Annotated in this window: 18 protein-coding genes; 7 read left to right on the top strand and 11 right to left on the bottom strand. The window is 53.0% G+C overall.

All coding sequences use genetic code 11. The annotated features are described in order from the left end of the window. Window positions 1–10: 10 nt before the first annotated feature. Window positions 11–1,186 carry a hypothetical protein gene (locus SBI19_RS04355; RefSeq protein WP_317965308.1) on the bottom strand — a complete coding sequence of 392 codons (1,176 nt, stop codon included), beginning with the start codon at window positions 1,184–1,186 and terminating at the stop codon, window positions 11–13. A gap of 191 nt (window positions 1,187–1,377) precedes the next feature. On the opposite strand from SBI19_RS04355, the gene SBI19_RS04350 reads away from it, so the two are divergent. Continuing rightward, window positions 1,378–2,907, top strand: a complete 1,530-nt coding sequence (locus tag SBI19_RS04350) for an S-layer homology domain-containing protein (RefSeq protein ID WP_317965307.1) — start codon at window positions 1,378–1,380, stop codon at window positions 2,905–2,907. Window positions 2,908–3,046: 139 nt separating this feature from the next. Here the strand turns inward: SBI19_RS04350 and aroC are convergent, their stop codons facing one another. Then, entirely contained in the window at window positions 3,047–4,102 is a 1,056-nt protein-coding gene (aroC, locus tag SBI19_RS04345; RefSeq protein ID WP_317965306.1) for a chorismate synthase, read from the bottom strand. Window positions 4,103–4,220: 118 nt separating this feature from the next. On the opposite strand from aroC, the gene SBI19_RS04340 reads away from it, so the two are divergent. Beyond that, window positions 4,221–5,108 carry a LysR family transcriptional regulator gene (locus SBI19_RS04340; RefSeq protein ID WP_317965305.1) on the top strand — a complete coding sequence of 296 codons (888 nt, stop codon included), beginning with the start codon at window positions 4,221–4,223 and terminating at the stop codon, window positions 5,106–5,108. Here the strand turns inward: SBI19_RS04340 and SBI19_RS04335 are convergent. After that, entirely contained in the window at window positions 5,083–6,066 is a 984-nt protein-coding gene (locus tag SBI19_RS04335; RefSeq protein WP_317965304.1) for a hypothetical protein, read from the bottom strand. The genes SBI19_RS04340 and SBI19_RS04335 overlap by 26 nt on opposite strands. Before the next feature lie 331 nt (window positions 6,067–6,397). Further along, window positions 6,398–7,357, bottom strand: coding sequence for an MraY family glycosyltransferase (locus SBI19_RS04330; protein WP_317965442.1), 960 nt, complete (start codon window positions 7,355–7,357; stop codon window positions 6,398–6,400). 226 nt (window positions 7,358–7,583) lie between these two features. On the opposite strand from SBI19_RS04330, the gene SBI19_RS04325 reads away from it, so the two are divergent. Then, window positions 7,584–9,173, top strand: a complete 1,590-nt coding sequence (locus SBI19_RS04325) for a bifunctional metallophosphatase/5'-nucleotidase (protein ID WP_317965302.1) — start codon at window positions 7,584–7,586, stop codon at window positions 9,171–9,173. Between the two features lie 18 nt (window positions 9,174–9,191). On the opposite strand, the gene phnE (SBI19_RS04320) is transcribed toward SBI19_RS04325, so the two are convergent. From phnE (SBI19_RS04320) to SBI19_RS04295, 6 genes are all read right to left on the bottom strand, one after another. Continuing rightward, the gene (gene phnE, locus SBI19_RS04320; RefSeq protein ID WP_317965440.1) at window positions 9,192–9,998 is read right to left on the bottom strand and encodes a phosphonate ABC transporter, permease protein PhnE; all 807 of its coding nucleotides are present in this window, start codon (window positions 9,996–9,998) and stop codon (window positions 9,192–9,194) included. Between the two features lie 202 nt (window positions 9,999–10,200). After that, complete coding sequence (gene phnE / locus SBI19_RS04315; protein WP_317965300.1) at window positions 10,201–11,016, bottom strand: phosphonate ABC transporter, permease protein PhnE; 816 nt, start codon at window positions 11,014–11,016, stop codon at window positions 10,201–10,203. After that, complete coding sequence (phnC, locus tag SBI19_RS04310) at window positions 11,006–11,791, bottom strand: phosphonate ABC transporter ATP-binding protein (RefSeq protein ID WP_317965298.1); 786 nt, start codon at window positions 11,789–11,791, stop codon at window positions 11,006–11,008. The genes phnE (SBI19_RS04315) and phnC overlap by 11 nt, the downstream gene beginning before the upstream one ends. Before the next feature lie 131 nt (window positions 11,792–11,922). Then, entirely contained in the window at window positions 11,923–13,074 is a 1,152-nt protein-coding gene (locus tag SBI19_RS04305; RefSeq protein ID WP_317965296.1) for a phosphate/phosphite/phosphonate ABC transporter substrate-binding protein, read from the bottom strand. Window positions 13,075–13,280: 206 nt separating this feature from the next. Then, complete coding sequence (locus SBI19_RS04300) at window positions 13,281–13,661, bottom strand: hypothetical protein (RefSeq protein ID WP_317965294.1); 381 nt, start codon at window positions 13,659–13,661, stop codon at window positions 13,281–13,283. Window positions 13,662–13,859: 198 nt separating this feature from the next. Beyond that, on the bottom strand, window positions 13,860–14,984 hold the full coding sequence (locus SBI19_RS04295) for a tyrosine-protein phosphatase (RefSeq protein WP_317965292.1): 1,125 nt from the start codon (window positions 14,982–14,984) through the stop codon (window positions 13,860–13,862). Window positions 14,985–15,170: 186 nt separating this feature from the next. On the opposite strand from SBI19_RS04295, the gene SBI19_RS04290 reads away from it, so the two are divergent. From SBI19_RS04290 to SBI19_RS04280, 3 genes are all read left to right on the top strand, one after another. Continuing rightward, the gene (locus tag SBI19_RS04290; RefSeq protein ID WP_317965290.1) at window positions 15,171–15,713 is read left to right on the top strand and encodes a GNAT family N-acetyltransferase; all 543 of its coding nucleotides are present in this window, start codon (window positions 15,171–15,173) and stop codon (window positions 15,711–15,713) included. A gap of 15 nt (window positions 15,714–15,728) precedes the next feature. After that, window positions 15,729–16,286, top strand: a complete 558-nt coding sequence (locus SBI19_RS04285; protein WP_317965288.1) for a 5' nucleotidase, NT5C type — start codon at window positions 15,729–15,731, stop codon at window positions 16,284–16,286. Window positions 16,287–16,632: 346 nt separating this feature from the next. Then, window positions 16,633–17,691: an NAD(P)/FAD-dependent oxidoreductase gene (locus SBI19_RS04280; protein ID WP_317965286.1), complete on the top strand. Its 1,059-nt coding sequence runs from the start codon at window positions 16,633–16,635 to the stop codon at window positions 17,689–17,691. Window positions 17,692–18,119: 428 nt separating this feature from the next. Here the strand turns inward: SBI19_RS04280 and SBI19_RS04275 are convergent, their stop codons facing one another. Continuing rightward, the gene (locus SBI19_RS04275) at window positions 18,120–18,887 is read right to left on the bottom strand and encodes an AAA family ATPase (protein ID WP_317965284.1); all 768 of its coding nucleotides are present in this window, start codon (window positions 18,885–18,887) and stop codon (window positions 18,120–18,122) included. A 172-nt stretch (window positions 18,888–19,059) separates the two neighbouring features. Between SBI19_RS04275 and SBI19_RS04270 the strand changes: the two genes are divergently transcribed. Further along, complete coding sequence (locus tag SBI19_RS04270; RefSeq protein ID WP_317965282.1) at window positions 19,060–19,485, top strand: hypothetical protein; 426 nt, start codon at window positions 19,060–19,062, stop codon at window positions 19,483–19,485. The last annotated feature ends 8 nt before the right edge of the window (window positions 19,486–19,493 follow it).

Here is a 19,493-nt window from a genome sequence, read left to right as displayed (position 1 = left end):
ATTACCTCCCCTATTCGAACCAGCTGTCGATGCTCTCCAAATGCGGCGACACATCGACATCCGCGAACAGTCGCAGCCGATGCGTCACGCCTTGTGTCCCTTCTGCAATCGGTTTTACCGAGACATGGAGCTCGAATATCCCGCTCTTCACCGGTGTTGCTTGTATGCGAATATAGGTATGAGCGGCTGCAAGCTGATTAATCTGATCAAGCAGCTTGCGCGGGTCCATGCCAAGCGGCGTACTCGATGGAATCTCATAGTCGGAATAGATCGCAGCGTATCCTTTGAATTGCCCCTCTTCACCGGGATATTGCAGCGTCACCTCGGTTGTTTCGTCTATTTCGCTGAATGGCCCTGCATCGATCAAACCGATCGAGACCGATTCGAAGCAGCCTTCGTCAATTGCACTACCCCAGACCATGACACGAAGCCCCCTTGCCACCGGGCCGATGTTCGCCACCGAGAAAACATAATCGTCGGGCTCATGAGAACGACATTCCCAGTAATACTGATGAACGCCCATCTCCAGCTCTGCCGCATCGGATTCGAACCAGTCGAGATTCCACGACACTTTCGGATTATTATCTTTGAAATACATGGTCCTCACATTAGAAGACGTATGATGCTCATCCTCCTGCCAATACCGATAGCCCGTACCGCAATCCTTGATCGTCCATCCGAACAGCTGTCCAAGGTCCCGAAGCTTGTCCTCCGCGAAGACCGTCTCTTCCTTCCACAGCCTCGACAGATCCTTCTTCGACACCTCCGGCGGCAGCAGCCGCTCCCATCGGGCAGCTTGACCGTTGCGCTTACGGTTCCCATCCATCATTTCGTTGAACATCTCTACATCGTTCACATAGGTATCCTGGCTGGTTCCGTTATCATATAGACGCATATATAGCAGGTCGCTGTCATACACGAAGTTGCTAACCGAATAAGTCCCCGTGATCTGCGACAAAGCACCCGCCAGCTGATCCATCGCATCTTTATTCGACTCGCCGTACTCGTCATAAATCGTCAACCAGTCACTGTTCTCGTTCCACAACAAGACTATCGCCCGATCTGAAGGCTCCTCCGTCTGCTCGAAGCCGAGCAGACCCATCGCTTCAGGCACCTGATTCACCAACGTCTCACGAGCCGTCGCCCCCGCTGCTTTCACCTGAATATTGGAGAAAAACGCACCCATTCGCACACCCCATCCTTATGTTCACACCTAGTACACTTTGGTTCTATCGATAGAATTATATCAAAATTATGGAAATAAATATCCTACGAAAGGCCGTATTTTCGCGTAAGGACTAATCTATTTAGAAGGTTATGCCGATACATCTTTCAAGATATTATTTACTAATAATTAGCAAAGGGGTTTCGCGAAAGATGAACAAGAAATACAAGAAATTGCTTCTGATTCCATTGGGAGCAAGCCTTCTCATGACAAGCGCTGTGGCTAATGCAGCAACGACGAAAACATCGGCAGACTTCTCCGATCTAGCATCGTTGGATGCTGCTACTAAGGCTAAATTCGATGCATTGCTGGCAGCAGGCATTTTCGAAGGCAACGGCACCGCTACGTTCGGACTCAAAGAAGAGATGAACCGCGCACAGTTCGCTAAGGTTGCAGCCCTTATATTCGGCCTCAAAGTCAATGGCACGCAGACCTCAAGCTTCAGCGACGTAGGCGGCGATAACGGCAATGGATGGGCGATTCCTTACATCGAAGCTGCCAAGAAGGCCGGTATTATTAACGGCAGACCGGACGGCTCCTTCGATCCAGGCGCTCCTGTCACAATCGCTGAATTTGCTACAGCTATGCTGAGAGGACTTGGCGCGAAACCGGATCTCTCCGGAAAACCTTGGTACGCGGATGCCGTAAAACAAGCGGTGGATAGTAAGCTCATCCCTGCTGGATTAGACCCTAAACAACAAGCCACTCGCGGCGATTTCGTCAATACATCGTCCGATTTCATTAAAAATAAGGATGAAATCAAGAAGAAACTCGATGAGCTGCTCAACAATAACAACGGTGAAGATAACGGCGGCAAAGACGACGAGACGAAGGAACCGGAAGGCAATAATAACAACAACACGACGACGCCTACGATACCGTCCACTCCGTCGGACACGACAGCACCAACGATCACGGGAGCTACTATCGAAGGCAGAAGCGTAACGCTGACAGGCGGTACAAGCGGTACTATTAGCTTCCAAAGCGATAAATTCCTGACGCAAGGTACAATCAGCGTAAGCGAAGCATCCACGCTGACGGTTACTGCGGTTGAAGGCGTAACGCTGACAGACTATGCGTCCCTGTCGACTTCGCAGTCGCTTTCTGCTGGATCGAATTCGCTGAATCTGATCACCCTGCTCGGCTCATTGGATGCGAACTCCAATGGCGTAGGCGTGGCTAAGCTGGCACAATTGGACTCCGATCATAACGGTCTTGTGATCAGCGGCACGCTGCGCGACAACGCTGGCAACTCCAGCAACGTAACGTTGACGATCAAAGCGGACGATACGAAGCCAAACCTGACTGCTGCAACGATCAACGGCAGCGCTGTGACGATCAACAACAATACAGGCAGCTTCGCGCTCGCAGCGGATGCTTACCTGAAAACAGGTACAATTACAGCTGACGAGAATGCTGCGTTCAAAGTAACTGGCATTGAAGGAATCGGCGACCTGACGGCTTACCCAGCACTCACTTACTCGAAGGATCTGAAAGCTGGAACTGCAGAATCCCTGGATCTGGCAGAGTTCCTCGGCGGGGCGGATGCACAAGCCAACGGCTTGTCCGTTAGCCAACTGAAAGTGCTGACTGGTCAAACGAACTCGGTTGTGCTTACAGGCACATTGACGGACGAGGCAGGCAACGTTCGTGAAGTTTCGCTCACGCTTACGCTCGGCTAATTTTATTAACAATACAGAGAGCTCCAATCAACTGGAGCTCTCTTTTTTGTATCCAACAACCTACCAATCCCCGCCACCGCCTATGCAAAAAAACAGCCGCCATCGCTTTCGCGACAGCCGCTGCTCCTTATCCAACTTATTACGCGTGCAAACTCGCTTGACGCTTGTAGTGATCCTCGAGCACGAGGCAAGCCATCGCTTCGATAACCGGCACGATGCGCGGGCAGATGCTCGGATCATGACGGCCTTCCGTCACGATCGGCTTCTCTTCGCCGTTGATGTCGATCGTCTTCTGCGGAACCGAAATCGAGGATGTCGGTTTTACTGCAACACGGAACACAATCTCTGCGCCCGTGCTGATGCCGCCCAAGATGCCGCCCGCATTGTTCGTGATGAAGCCGTCCTTGTTCATATCATCATTGTGCTCGCTGCCGAGCATGCGCGCTGCCGCGAAGCCTGCGCCGAACTCGATCCCCTTAACGGCACCGATCGACAGCATGGCTTTCGCCAAGTCTGCATCGATCTTATCGAATACCGGTTCGCCAAGGCCTGGCTGCACGCCGCGAATACGGCATTCCACGACGCCGCCGGCGCTATTGCCTTCCTTCGCCAATCCTTCAACGAGCTTAACCATCTTCTCCGCAGCAACTGGATCGCAGGCCCGGACCGCATTCTTCTCGATGATGTCTTCGTCGAATGTCTCGCATTGAATGCCGCCGATCTCCTTCGTGTAAGCTACGATGCTGACGCCGCGCTGCTCCAGCGATTTACGCGCGATTGCGCCTGCCGCTACGCGGCCAGCCGTTTCCCGACCCGATGCACGACCGCTGCCGCGGTGATCGCGGAAGCCGTACTTCTTCAGGTACGTATAGTCTGCGTGACCCGGACGGAACAGATTCTGGATATCGCTGTACGCTTCGGACTTCATATCGTGGTTGTATAGGACGACCATCATCGGCGTTCCCGTCGCTTTGCCCTCGAAGATGCCGGATACGATGTGCACCTTGTCGGATTCTTTGCGCGGCGTCGTAACCGACGATTGGCCCGGCTTGCGGCGGTCCATCTGAACTTGAATTTCGGCCTCGCTAATTTCCAGACCTGGCGTAATGCCGTCGATAATAACGCCTACGGCTTCGCCATGCGATTCGCCGAACGTAGTAATTTTGAATGCTTCACCAAACGTGCTACCTGGCATATGCAATACCCTCCATCTTGCTGTTCGTTGTATTATTTCCTCTATGTTCAGTATAATCAATTTAGTGAAATTAATGAAATCGTCATTTCAAACGTCTGCCATAGAGGTGATCTATATCATGTCGATGATGAATATGGAATGGTATCGCATCTTTCTGCACACCGCCCGAACCGGCAACCTGACGCGCGCAGCACAAGAGCTCCATATTACGCAGCCTTCGGTCAGCTACGCGATCAAGCAATTGGAAGACGCGCTGGGCGTGAAGCTGTTTGACCGCCAGTCTAAAGGGGTTGCGCTCACCTCCGAAGGCCGCACGCTGCTCGACTATGTCGAGAAGTCGTTCACCCTGCTCGATAACGGCGAGCGGCAGATCGCTTCGCTGCGCAACTACACATCTGGCGAGCTGCGCATCGGGGCAAGCGGCCCGATTATTAAACATTTGCTGCTCTCGCCGCTGGACGAGCTTCGGGCGCAGCATCCGAACGTCCGCATTCGGCTGTTTCAAGGCAACACCGCCGACATTCGCACACGGCTGATCGAAGGTCAGATCGATCTTGGCTTCGTGCATCTTCCCTACGTCGACCCTGAGCTGCAGATTAAGCCGCTGACGGCGATCCAGGGCTGCTTCGTTGTTGGTTCCGCCTACAAGGAGCTGGCCCGCCAGCCGATTACGCCGGAGGAGCTGAACAAGCTGCCGCTGCTGCTGCTATCGAGAGGAAGCCATACGCGGCTGTTCATCGAGCGCTGGTTCGCCGAGCATGGCATAGCGGCGGAGGTCGACATGGAGCTCAACAGCTCCGAGATGCTCGTCGAGCTTGCTCGCCACGGCTATGGTGCCGCCTACGTCACTCATTCCTTCGTCCAGCAGGAGCTGCGCGAAGAAGCGCTGTTCGAGCTGACGACGACCGCGCCGATTCCTGAGCGCTACATTGGCGTCGCAACCCGAAGCAGCGCTTCGCTGTCGCTTATTGCGGAACATTTTATGGGGCTGTTGTCGACGACTTAGCGATTGTGAATTGCGTCAAATGCGAATAGCTGTACACGAAGATATCGTTGTTCCGTTTTGCAATGAAATTCGGACCGTCCTTCAACAGCGCTTTGTCGAGCGTCTTGCCCGTGCGCTTATCGAGTTGATACAAGTAGTCCTTCTCCGCGGTGAAGCCATATCCGGATAGAATGACATCGCCTGCGATCACGAAATTGCCCGCGTTGCTCACTAGCGATGCGGAACGCCACAGCATCTTATTATCCGACAGCCGAATCGCGGTTATGTAGCCGTTCATGTTGTTCGAGCTCTTCGCATACGTGAGATGGCTGTGCGCCACATACAGAATGCCGTTCTCGATCACTGCCCAACGTACCCGTTCATAAATGAATTCATAGTCAGCCTTCACATATTTGGGCGCAATCGCATAGTTGATGAAATCATACGCTTTGACGAATTTGCCTTTCACCGTATCCATAATGACCAAGTACCGGTTCTCGCCAAAGTTCTCGCCATAAATCAATATCGCATAATTGCCGCTCTTGATCGCTTGTACGATCATCTGTCCTTTATAGCTTGTCGGAACATCTTTCGGCAGATTGCCTTTGATATTGCGCACCGGAATCGGCACTGTATACTGCCCAGCCGTATACTCCGGCAACGTTGTCAGATCGAACGAAACCGATAGATCCTTCACCGACTTCTGGGTGAGCGCCAGCTTCTTCGTCGCAGCCGTTCCAGCAGCTGGCTTCTTCACCACTGCACTTACATAGTACTGAAAAGGCGGCTTCGGCAGTTCCTTCAGCGGGAGCGCCTCCAACGCAACCTCTAGTGAAGTGGCAGCATCGCTTGCCGCTGTCGTCGTTTCAACTGCCGCAGCTGTCGGCTCCGCGCTCGCTCCTGTTCCCGCTGCGCTCGTCAATAAAGCAAACAAAGCACCGCAGACAACCATTCTTCGCATCCAGACGTTTACCCTCATCAATCAACCTCTTCTCTATTGATTTCCAATCCCTACTCTATTTCTACCATAAAATAGTAGATTTGAAACCAACTATTGTTGCAGCAGCTTCTCTGGATTTTCTAATGCCGCTCCCACATTGAGTCTGTCGGACGTGACCATAGTCCAATTGCCCCACAATAGCTTTTCCTACAACCGTTGCACGCCCAAATGACGTGATTTAACGGGGTTAGCCGCTATGGCAACCGTTAGAACTATACTAGAGGATGACTAGGTGCCGGAATACAAAAAAACCGCAGCAGACTGCCCGGAGGCATCCACTGCGGCTGTACCGCGACCGCAACATATCAAGTTAAATCTGCACCAGCAGCAAAATAATCGACGTCAAGCTGAAGCACATGCTGATCAAGCATAGGAACATAAGCACCTGCTTGGTGTTAAGCCCCGCGCGCAGCAGCCGATAATGAGCTTGGCTTGCATCGGCTTGATAGATCGACTTGCCCTGGATGAACCGCCGCCCGACGACAAACAGATTGTCGAAGATCGGTACGCCAAGCGCCAGAATCGGAATGAAGATCGACAACACCGTCGCCTGCTTGAACGCGCCGTCCAGCGCAATAACCGCCAGCATGAAGCCGATGAATGTCGCCCCCGCATCGCCCATGAAGATACGTGCCGGCGGCCGGTTGAACAGCAGATAAGCTGCCGTTACACCTACTAGAACGATCGCCAGCAGCGCCGAGTTCGATTGTCCCATCACGAGCGCCACAACGAACAGCGTCAGTCCCGAGATCGCAGACAACCCGCCTGCCAAGCCATCCAGCCCGTCCGTGAAGTTGATGACCGTCGTTACGCCGAAGATCCACAGAATGGTCAGCACGAATTGCAGAATAACCGGCAGCACGACGTATTCGCCCGACAACGGATTGTAGAAGCCGGAGAACTGAACGCCTGCCATATAGACGAGCACCGCCGCCGACACTTGCACGATCAGCTTCGGCAGCGCCGGGAAGTCTTTGCCCTTCGTCTTGTACCAATCGTCAATCGTGCCGATTACAAGCAGCAGAATACCGCCTGCCACCAGCGCCCCGGTTTCCCAGGAGAAATCCCTCGTAATGAGCAGATACGAGACGAAGAAACCAATAAATATCGCATAACTCGCCGTAAGCGGGATCGGCTTGCGATGCAGTTTACGCTCCACCCCGGCTCGGGGCTTGTCCACAAAATCAAGTCGGAACGCGAGCTTCCCGAACGGCGGTATAAGCGCGATAACAATCAAAAATGAAAGCACAAAAGCGGCTAAATATACGATTACCCTCACCACCTACATAGGCTTCGAAATCATGAGTCACCTTATATTAACCGCTAATGCTGTCGATTAAACCATCCGTTTCCTCAAAAAACCAGATATTGTGTCAATCAGCGTCACTATCACGTCCATTGCCCGTTAGCAAAAGCTTAACATAACTCTCCGCATAAATATGGTTCAATGAAGGGAGCCATCATTCTATTGATTGACGGAGAGGAGCAGCATTCCTATGCCTACGCCGCAAACGGCCATCGTTACGTTATTGGAAACGTCTGATCTGCACGGTCATATTTATCCGACCGATTACCGGGATACCTACGACAAGCCGATCGGGCTTGCCAAGCTGTCCGCCATCATCCGCAAGGAGCGGAGCATCGATCCGTCGCTGCTGCTCATCGACAACGGGGATCTGCTGCAAGGGACGCCGTTCATGTACCGCTATGCCAAATATGGCGCAGGCGGCATCCACCCCGCCGCCGAGGCGCTGAATGCGCTGCGTTACGATGCCGCCGTGATCGGCAATCATGAGTTTAACTATGGACTTGATCTGCTGAATCAGACCGTCCGACAATCTGCTTGTCCGTGGCTGTCCGCCAATGTCGTCAATGAAAGAGACGGACAACCTGCATTCGGTCAGCCTTATCGGGTCTTCACCTTGCCTGCAGGCATCCGCATTGCCGTGCTCGGCTTAACGACGCACTATATTCCGAATTGGGAAGCTCCGGACCATATTCGCGGCCTCGCCTTCGAGGACGCGCTTTCATCCGCAGCACGCTGGGCCCGACATATTCGTGAGAATGAACGTCCCGATGCGCTTGTTGTCTGCTATCACGGCGGTTTCGAGCGCGATCCTGCTACCGGAGAGCCGACCGAGCCGCTTACGGGCGAGAATCAAGGCTGCGAGATGTGTTTGCGAATCGGCGGCATGGACGTCCTGTTCACCGGGCATCAACATCGCCTGCTTGCCGGTGAAATCAATGGCGTTGCCATCGCGCAGCCGGGCTTCGCCGGACAAGCAATCGCCAAGGTCCAGCTGACATTCGAGCGGACGGCGGACGGCTCTTGGTCGCTGCGCGAGAAAAAAGCCAGCCTGCTCCTTACGGCGGATGCCGAAGAGCAGGCTGACGAGCAGCTTCTTATACGGTTCGCCGAGCACGAGCGGCAGACGCAGCAGTGGCTCGACCAGCCGATCGGCAGCGTCGATGGCGACCTAGCGATTGTCGAGCCGTTCGCGGCGCGGCAAGCCGACCATCCGTTCACCGAATTCGTCAACCGGGTGCAGATGGAGACAACGGGAGCTGCAATCTCGTGCGCTGCGATTTTTACCGATGAAGCAAGAGGCTTCGGCAAGGAAATTACGATGCGCGACGTGACGGCGAACTACATTTACCCGAATACGCTCAAGGTAGTTCGGCTAACAGGCCGTGACATCCGGGAAGCGCTTGAGCAGAGCGCCAGCTACTTCGACCGAGACGAGCGTACGGGCGAAATAAGAGTAGCTGACGCTTACCTCCTGCCGAAACCGCGCCATTTTGACTATGACATGTGGGAAGGAATCGATTACGCGCTCGATATATCGCAGCCTGTTGGTCAGCGGGTCGTCAAGCTGCACTGGAACGACGCGCCCATCGATCCGGAAGCATTCTTCGAGGTTGCCATGAACAGCTACCGCGCGGGCGGCGGCGGCAACTTCAATATGATTCAGGGACGGCCGGTCGTGCGGGAGTTCCCGACAGATATGACGGAAATTCTGGCCGATTACATTATGGAACGTGGGACGATCCGCAGCGAATGCAATCATAACTGGATCGTTTATTAAGCCACTTGGCGGTACTGTCTACCCTTTGACCAATTTGGCGCGCATCTTATTGGATACCAATTCGATCAGCAAAATAAGGACGACCAGGCCGATTAGAATCGATCCTGCTTGACTCCATTTGTAGCTGCTCATTGCGAAAATAAGCGGCGCGCCGATACCGCCGGCGCCGACAAGCCCGAGTATGGAAGCATCGCGCATGTTCATATCGAACCTATAAATCGTCACGGACAAGAAAACCGACAGCAGCTGCGGCATAATGCCGTAGCGGATTTTCTCGAACGTCGTACAGCCGATGGACGTCATCGATTCGAGCACCTTCACGTCCAACTCTTCGATCGCGTCCACGTAAAGCTTGGCCAGCATGCCAATCGACGTAATGCCGATGGTGAGCACGCCTGCGAACGGGCCCGGGCTGGTCACTTTGATGAGCATCAGCCCATAGACCAGCTCCGGTATCGTTCGAATAACGATCAGCAGCAGCCTTGTCAGCCAAGCGACTGGCTTCGGTACGACATTGGAAGCGGCTAAGAAGGCGAGCGGAACCGAGAGGATACCGCCGACGATTGTACCGAGAAAAGCGATCGCAACCGTCTGAACGAGCAAATAGAGGATGCCTTGTTTAGATACGTTGAACAGAAGGTCAAGATCGGGATGAATGATTCCCTTTAATATATTAAGCGCGATTTGAAAACCGCTCTGGTTCACGTCTTTGAAGCTTATGGCGCCCACCGACCAGCCGATCAGAACGATGGCAATGAGCGTAATGATCAGTCTGTACCATGTCCTGCGCGGCGAAGCCAGAAGTTGTCTCTCAAGTGTAGTTATCATAACAATCGATTCTCCTTAAAGAGGTCGTTCAAAAAGTCCACTTTTGATCACGAAGCATCACAGGAAGTGTAATCGGCATCGAATCTTGGATGAAGCTGTGACTTCCGGTTCTCACGTAGCACTTCGCTACGCTCCGATCCTCATTCCCCGCTTGATCCAACCTTCTCGGTGCTGAAAACCGTACTTTTTGAACACGCATTTAAATTAACTTCTTCCGAAAATGTTCGCTTACCGTTTCGATCAGATAGACGGTAACGACTAGCGCCAATATGATCATCCCCACGCCCGAATAGTCCCGCCAGCCGATATCCTCTTTGATGAGCAAGCCGATGCCGCCTGCGCCAACATAACCAAGAATGGCCGCGTGTCTGACATTGCCCTCGAAGCAAAATAACGAAGTGGATAGATAACCGGGCAGTACCTGCGGAAAGACCGCATTGCGAAACGCCTGGATACGCGTCATGCCAAGCGATTCCATCGCTTCGAGCGGTCCCATATCGACGTTCTCAATCTGTTCATAGAGCAGCTTGCCGACATAGGAAATCGTGAATAGCATGATAGCAACTACGCCTGCCATCGGCCCGAGTCCGAAGACAAAGGTAGCAATGAGCGCCGTGACGAGCGTCGGCAGCGTTCGAAGCAGGCTGAGAGTTGTCTTGAACAAAAGGGCGACAACTCGGTTGCGGACGATATTGGAGGAAGCCGCGACAGCGAAAGGTACGGCGAGCAATGATCCGAGCAAAGAACCGAACAACGACATTTGCAGCGTATCCAGCAGCGCTCCCGACAGCTTGTGCCAGGAGTTCCAGTCCGGCGGAATCATCGCATCAATGATGACCCCAAATTCACCGATCCGAGTTACGAGCTTGTGCAGATTAAAGTCGGTGAGCTCGACCGAATAATAGACAGCTACAATGACGATAACGGCAATAAGCGGCAGCCGCGTCCGCTTCTGGTACACGACTTGACCGCTTGGCAGCACGATCTGCTTCGGCGGGAAAATTTTATCGTACATGGAACGCACGCTCCTCGGCCGAGGCTGCTGCTTCTTCCACTTTGCCGCCGTAAATATAGGACAGCACATCCTTCGTCACTTCAGCGGCACGCCCGTCGAAGACGACCTCGCCCTGGCGGATGCCGATAATCCGATCGGCGTATTCCAGCGCGATCTCCACATGGTGGATGTTCATGATAACGGAAATGTTCATGTCTTGGTTGATCCGCTTAAAATCGTCCATGACGAGCTTCGCCGTGACGGGGTCTAGCGAAGCGATCGGCTCGTCGGCGAGAATGATGTCCGGGCTTTGGGCTAGCGTACGCGCCAGCGCTACCCGCTGCTGCTGGCCGCCCGACAGCTGGTCAACGCGGATGAACGCTTTGTCCAGAATGCCGACCTTCTCCAGCGCTTCGAGCGCTTTCAGCTTCTGATCGCGCGAGAAGATCCCTGTCGCCCTCCGCCACAGCGGCAGATCGGGCACTAGAGATACGAGCACGTTGTTGATGACGGTCGCGCGAGTAACCAGATTGAACGATTGAAAAATCATGCCGATCCGCCGGCGGAACCGCCGGATTTGCTTGCCCTTGAGCCTCGCTGTGTCGACGCCATCCACAAGCAGCTGTCCGCTCGTAATGTCGTGCATCCGGTTAATACACCGAATCAGCGTCGACTTGCCGGCACCCGACAGGCCGATTACCGCAACGAATTCGCCTTGCTCTATGCTCACGTTGATGTTGTTCAACGCAGTCGTGCCGTTTCCATATGTTTTGTTTACGTTAATAAAAGCTATCATGGCGGCGATTCTCCGATCTTATAGTCTTGAACTAGGAAAAGATGAGCACATCAGGGCTGATGCGCTCATCTTTCTTCAACGATATGGGGATTGCTTATTTGACAATGAGGCTTCAAGCGGGGCGGCGTTGATTACTTCTTCAAGCTCTTGATCAAGTCTTGCGCTTTTCTTTCGTTGTCATAGTCAGACGCTTGAGCAGCTTTGTAGCCTTCATGGCTGTAGATCTTGATGACGTTCTTGCCTGCATCCGTTGCAGCGATGGCGATGAATGCGTTTTGCAGCGCTGTCTTGAATTCAGGCGTCATCTTCGCATCTTTCTCTTCTTTGCTCACGCTGACCGTATCGTTGTAGATGCCTTGCGTTACGCCGATAACGTTCGTCTCATCCCAGATCGATGCTTTGCGGCCGAGGTCCGTCGTCCATTTGTCCTCGTAATCGCGTCTAGCGTCCGCGTACGACACGATGATGTCAGCTTGTCCACCAGCCAGACGGGCGAAGGAGCTTGCATACGAATCCGACGTTACGACATGCGCGAGGTCGGTAATGCTTTTGTTAAAGTTGGCTTGCAGCCACAGCGTAGGATAGATGTAGCCTGCCGACGAAGAAGTCGACATGACCATCCAGTTCGCGCTGTTCAGATCGTCCCACGTCAGTTGCTCGCCGCCGTTTACTTTCGCAGCCAGCTCTTTGCCTTTCTCCGTTGGGCCAGCGATGAACAGAGCGCGATAGTACGTTGCTTGATCCGTCGTCGGCTTCGTCGGCTTGTTGTCGTTCCAATCCTTCGGATTGTCCGAGTCGTTCGACAGACCTGCGCGCGTAGCCGTCAGAATAACGTCAGCGCCATCGCCGTACAGCGCGTAAGTACCGCCCGGAATAAAGCCGATATCCGTCGAACCGGACGTCATTGCTTCGCCTACCGCCTCGTACGTCGTACCGACGTCGATCGTAACTTTATCTACCGTGTAACCTTCCGTTGCCAGTTGGTTTTTGAGAAGATCCTTAAGCGGATCCGTCGCCGTAATGATTTCGCTTGGGTCTTTCGAAGGCACGAAGCTCACTTTCAGTTCACCGATTTGTTTGGAAGCGTCCGTCGTCGAAGCCGTATCGGTCGACGCGTTAGCATCCGTTGAGGCTTTCGTGTCAGTCGACGAATTGTCCGTTGTCGTCGTTGTTGTGCTGTTCGCTGCGGTATCCGTCTTTTCTTCTTTCTTGTCCGATCCGCATGCGGATACAAGTCCGATAAGGAGTGCAATTACGACAAAGAGTACAAGCTTGTTTTTCACTTTTGATAACCCTCCACTTTTTTCGTCATTCACAGTACGAATCTATCGTACGCCGACTCTATTAACGGGCGGTTATCGGTATGTTACGATAATATTGAGAGAATATGTATTTAATGTTAATAGGCGTAAGCGAATTCGCTGTCTAGACAGTCCAAAAAACCGTCAACGCATGAGCGTCAACGGTCTTCTGTCCGTTCTAAGCTTGCCTACAATGCGCCTGCTTCCTTCACAATCTTGCTCGCCTGCTCGTAATCTTCCTCATCTACGATTGCAACAAGCATAATATCTCGGCCCGTCACACGGTTCTCCGGCGAGCCTGAGCTATAGCCGCTCGCGCTGACGCTGGCTGCAGCCAATATCCCCGAGTCAGGCAGATCGAAGTCGCCGCTAAGCGTGAGATAACCAAGACCAGGGAAATTGCCCGTGATCGTATTGCCGACCTGATCGATACTCTGATAACCCGGGCCTGCATAACCATCAATTCGTTCGATCGCATATTCGACGAGCTTCAACGACTGAAGCTGCTCCAGCGCTTGATTCGCCTGTTCCGGCGTATTGAAATAAGCGAATACCGGTCGTTCCGCCATGGTGGGTTTCACTCCAATTCGAACATCTCATATAGGTGGCAAAAGCCTCCAGTAGTTTGCGCCTCCTCCCCTGCATCTATTCGCCTGCCGATCGCGCAGATCCACAACCGCAGCAGATGCCCACGACAAACTCCTGCCATCAGCAAAAAAAAGACCCTATCGTCTACATGACGATAAGGCCTTCTAACGAAATATCGTTTACTCCGTGTACATTGCCTTCAGCTTCGCGCGCTCTTCTTTCGTTATGCCGAGGCCTTGTTCAATGAAGTTGTCGATCGAGCCGTATTTGGCTTTCATTTCATCGATTGCTGCCTGCAGGAATTCCTTCTGCACGCCCATCAATGCCGAGATTGCAGCTACAACGTTCTCGTCTTTCACTTGCTGTCTTACAGCTTCAACGGCTTTCTTGTTCGCTTCAGCACGATAGACGTTCGATGCGAGATAATCTTCCATTACCGTCTTCTCGTCAACGCCAAGCGTCAGCAGAATGATTGCCGAGCCAAGGCCCGTGCGGTCTTTGCCCGCCGTGCAGTGCTGCACGAGGCCGATGTTGTTCGGATCGTTCAGCAGCTCCATCAACTGGATGTAGAACTTCGGTGCGTCGACCATTTGCTTATTGAAGCCAACCATCATGGCTACAGCCGATGCTTCGTCCTTCAAAAGGCCCGATGCGATCATCGCGTTCAGGTCAGCCGCGCTGCCTGCATTGCCTTCGTCCGTACGGATATATTGTGCGCCAGGAATTACAGGGTCAGCGAGAGCGTTAACCTCTGCATCCGTGCGGTAGTCGACGATCGATTTCAGACCCATGTTATGAACGTATGTCAGGTCGGATGACGTCAGGTGGCCCAGCTCTTCGCCGCGGAACAGCTTGCCCCACTTCACCGTCTTGCCATCCGTCGTCTGGTAGCCGCCGAGATCACGGAAGTTGAACGCGCCTTGCAGGTTTACTTTGCGTTCGGATGTTACGATCGTGTCGCCGTTGCCGCCTTTGATCAAGAAGTAAATGCGTGCATTCGGATTCGGATCAGCCGTTACATAGCCGTTGAAAGCCGTGTACGTCTTCGCCAGCAGCTTGCCGTTCTTCTCGATATTGTCTGGCGATGTGCTCCAATATACTTTGGCCGCGCCTAGATCCGCACTTGCTTTCCAACGAACAACAAGGGTGCCATCGCTTGTGCGCTCCACGCTTGCCGTTGTGAATTGCCCCTGTTTCTTCACCTGCACAGCCTTAGCGGCCGGTGCAGCGAAGCTCGTCATCGGCGCTGCAGCGCCAAGTAGAATGGATGCAGCTAGAATTGCGGATGAAAGTTTCTTATACATGAAAGATGTGCCCCCTAGTGGTTATGTGCTTGTACACAAGAATAGGAGATTAGTATTCACAGCACATCAACTGCAAGTTAAGACTTCGTAAATGAAAGATGGAATTAGCGTGTACAAAAAATCCAATTTCATTATAATTTGATGTAATTGATTTCCACTTTGACCGATTGGAGGCTCCCCGCTCTTATGCCGCTGTCCATTGCGATCAGATCCATTCAAGCCGCCGACTATGCAGCAGTCTACGCCTTTCAGCAGGAATATCTGGACTCCGAGCCTTATGAGGCTTTCATTCAGCGGGTCGAGCATCCGTCCACTCTGTACTTCGCCGCCTATGCGGGGCGGCAGCTAGCAGGCATTATTTATGGCGAACCTTCCCGTCGAATCGATCTCCAATTTGTGTTGCAAGGGGTAGCTGTTAATCTCGACACCACACTCGGCTTGGCGCGGCGGGGCATCGGGTCGCAGCTGATGCAGAGATTCGAGACCGCGGCTCGGCAAGCCGGCGCGCGCGCCATTGGCGTCGGTTCGGCCGACGACCTGAAGGTCGAACGGTTTTATCTCAAGAATGGCTATCAGCCCATTGAACTGGTAGCGAAGAACGCCGATCACCGCGAGCTTGAGCGCGTGTCCATCCATGACTACGAGGCAGGCAAACAGCTGCAGGAGCAGCTTCGCACGAAGCATGAGGCGCACGAGGTTATTTTTATTTTCGCGAAGGAATTCGTATAGAAAGGCGGCCTCATCGTGCACATCGGAATTGACCTGGATAACACCGTACTCGATGCGACGACTCCTCATCTTCATTACTACAATCTAGCTTCGGGCTTAGCTCTAACCGCGGATGATGTCGATAACTTCTATTTGTACAAAATGTACGGGTGGAATCAAGAGGAGCGCGAAGCCGTTTATTATCAGTATGGACGCGACATCCACTGGCAATCGGCTCCGCTGCCGCACGCCATCGAGGTGCTCCAACAGCTGCATCGCGGGCATCGGCTGTCGATTATCACTGCCCGCCCGCTGCTGTTCCGTGACGTGACGCTCGAATGGCTTTCGCATCATGGCATTGCTTATCACGATATTGCTTTCGTAGAGGATAAGCTTCAGCAGTGCACCGACTCGGGGGTCGATGTGCTAATCGATGATGGACCGCACTATGCAGAGCAGTTCGTACAAGCAGGCAGGTCCGTCATTCTGATGGAACAGCCCTACAATCGTGCTGTCCCTTCCCACGACCTGCTGTTCCGTGCGTCCGGCTGGAAGGATGTACAGCAGCATATAGCTGTCATTGCCGCACTGTAGACACCACAAGAAAAGGGAGCCCCGACAGGCTCCCTTTCTCATTTGCAATGTTATTTGCTCAGTTCATCGATAACAGCCTCCAACGCTGCATTGTATTGCTATTGTCCTTCGTATAGCTGCCCCCTGTGTAGCGTGCAAAGAAGCTCCTAATATTTCCAATATCGCAATGATTCTCTTGACGGACCGTTCCGATGACTCTATACTTGCAGATAATGAGAATCATTATCATAATTAATGTCGTCAATGGGATGTCAACCGTCGGCGTCGGCACAATTACATATCGAAGAAGAACACACATTGAACGATAGATCAAGCATTACACTTCGGCGAATAGGGAGATGAGCATATGCACGAACAGGGCATTTACGATGTAACGATTATAGGCGGGGGTCCTGCAGGTCTGTACTCCGCATTCTACAGCGGTCTGCGGGAATTGAAGACGAAGATTATCGAATTCCAGACTTACCTCGGCGGCAAGGTCAATGTGTATCCGGAGAAAATGATCTGGGACGTCGGCGGCCTCACCCCTGTCACCGGCGATAAACTGATCGAGCAGCTCATTGCGCAGGGACGCACCTTCGATCCGGCTGTTGTACTTGGCGAGAAAGTAACATCTATCTCCAAGGATGAAGATACCGGCATTTTCACCCTGCATACTTCCTCCGGCGCGGAGCATTACTCCCGCACGGTCATTCTCGCTGTTGGCGGCGGCATTCTGAAGCCGCAGAAGCTGATGCTGGAAGGCGCCGAGAAGTACGAGGTGTCCAATCTGCACTATACGGTCAAGTCGCTGTCCCGCTTCAAGGGCAGAACCGTGCTCATCTCCGGCGGCGGCAACTCGGCGATTGACTGGGCGAACGAGCTGGAACCTTTTGCAAAGAAAGTGTATCTGACGTATCGCAAGGAACAGCTGAAGGGGCATGAAGCTGAAGTGACTCGACTGTTCAGAAGCTCCGTGACCTGCCTGCTGAATACAGACATTGAACGGCTCATCGCGACAGACGACCACTCGGCCATCGAAAGCGTCGCGCTGCGCAATCTGGATGACAACGCGCTGGTGGAGTTGTCCGTCGACGATGTTATCGTCAGCCATGGCTACGAGCGTGATAAAGATCTGCTGAAGAACAGCCAAGTATCGATCGAGATGAAGGACGAATGGTGCATCGACGGTACAACGATGAGCGAAACGTCCGTACCGGGAATCTTCGCCGCAGGCGACATTCTCGCGCATGACGGCAAGCTGCACCTGATTGCAGGCGCATTCCAAGACGCTGCTAACGCCGTCAACAAGGCAAAGCAGTACATCCTGCCGACGGCTGAAGCTTGGGGCATGGTGTCTTCACACAACGAACTGTTTGAGGATCGTAATCGGGAGCTTAAGAAGCAGCTGTTTGCGAACAGCTAGTACGCCAGGGGCTTTGCCCCTTGAACCCCATAAATGATACAAACCTAGATCAACATTTAAAAACCAACATTTCTACCCGCCCAAACCTACATTTCTACCCACCCAAACCCTCCCTGCAAGGGAGGGCCCCAAAGGGCTTGTGCCCTCTGGACTCCTCACAAAGACGCACCTTTGACTACTTGAGAACGTGCGCTCATACTTGCCGCTTGCGCGGCAAAACTTCCTGTTCGCTGTACCTAGATACACCATATCGTCCGCATACTTTGTTCGTACGTGTGCATCTGTCACCGCCCATTGATGGGATTACGATAAGCTGCATCATTTACAAAACTTTGTTCGTACGTACTCACCTGTCACCGCCCATTGATGGGACTGCGATAAGCTGCAACATTTGGTGTGTAAACATGACAAGTGCCAAAGTAAGCTGCCTACTCCTCGTCGTCTCCGCTCATCAGTTCGGCGAGCATCCGCTCGCGATTGTTCATGAACTGCTTCATGATGATGAAATGGTCCGTCTCCTCCAGCGCCTTCTCCTCTATGCCGTCAGGCGTTAGGTTGTAGATTGTTGCATCTGGGTAGGCCATTAGAATGGGGGAATGCGTCGCGATAATGAACTGCGAGCCCTGCTCCACCAGCTCATGGATTCGCGCGAGCATCGACAGCTGTCGGAGCGGAGACAATGCGGCCTCGGGCTCGTCCAATATGTATAGACCGCGTCCTCCGAACCGATATAGGAACGTCGCGAAGAAGGACTCGCCATGCGATTGCTCATGCAGCGACTTGCCGCCATAGGAATCAATCAACCGCGGTCCGGATGACGGTTCACTATCGAGTGCATCGACCACCGTCGCCAGGTTGAAGTAGCTCTCCGCTCGGAAGAAGAACCCGTCCTTCGGCCTGCGCGTCCCACGCACGAGCCGTATGTATTCGTACAGCTCCGAATGCGATGCCGCCGTTGAGAATGTAAAGTTAATCGAACCGCCCTCCGGATTGAAGCCCCATGCGACCGCGATCGCCTCCATCAAGGTCGACTTTCCCATCCCATTGTCACCGACCAAATACGTTACTTTCGGGTGAAACGACAACGTGCGCAGCTGCTTCACGACCTCCAAGTTGAACGGATACACCTCAAATGACGGAATGCGCTCTCGTTCCAGCTCCACCTGTCGTAAGAATGGCATTAAACCGTACATCATGAACACCTCCTAACTCATTCCATTATAACAACAAGAGCGTACGCGTAATAACATCATTCATCTGAAGACATTCGACTTGGGCCTTTTTCAATCGCGCACGATACGCGCATGCATATGGAACATATCGATGCACCACTGCGTCTAAAGGGCAATCGATCAGGAGGTGTTCAACTTGCGACTTGCCGTTATCCTATTCTCGTTCGTCCTATTGTCCGCATGCAGCAGTCCCAGTACCGCACAAACGCTGACACTCGAGCAGATAACAGCAGCATTCGAAGATGAGAATCTGCAGCTGCATACAGCCAATGCCAATCCCGCGAACATCGTGGAGCAGGGAATCAACGATGTTCGGCCAAGCGTCTACACGCTCAACGACAGCGATAAGATCTATTTGTTCATTTTCGACTCGGAAGCGGATCGGAAGCAGGGTCGCGAAGACTTTTATAACCGACCCGTCGACTTCGCGGCTCATACCGCGTATGAAGTAAACAACGTACTCGTCCTGTTGTTCTACGGAGGAGAAGAACTGGACGAAGATACGGATGCGAGCATTCGAACAGCTCTTGATCACCTCGGATCCAACCGTGCTGGAAAGTAAAAAATCAG

This window comes from Paenibacillus sp. CCS19 (assembly GCF_033239625.1).
In the GTDB taxonomy this organism is placed as follows: domain Bacteria; phylum Bacillota; class Bacilli; order Paenibacillales; family Paenibacillaceae; genus Paenibacillus_T.
This window is presented reverse-complemented; position numbering and strand designations above follow the sequence as displayed.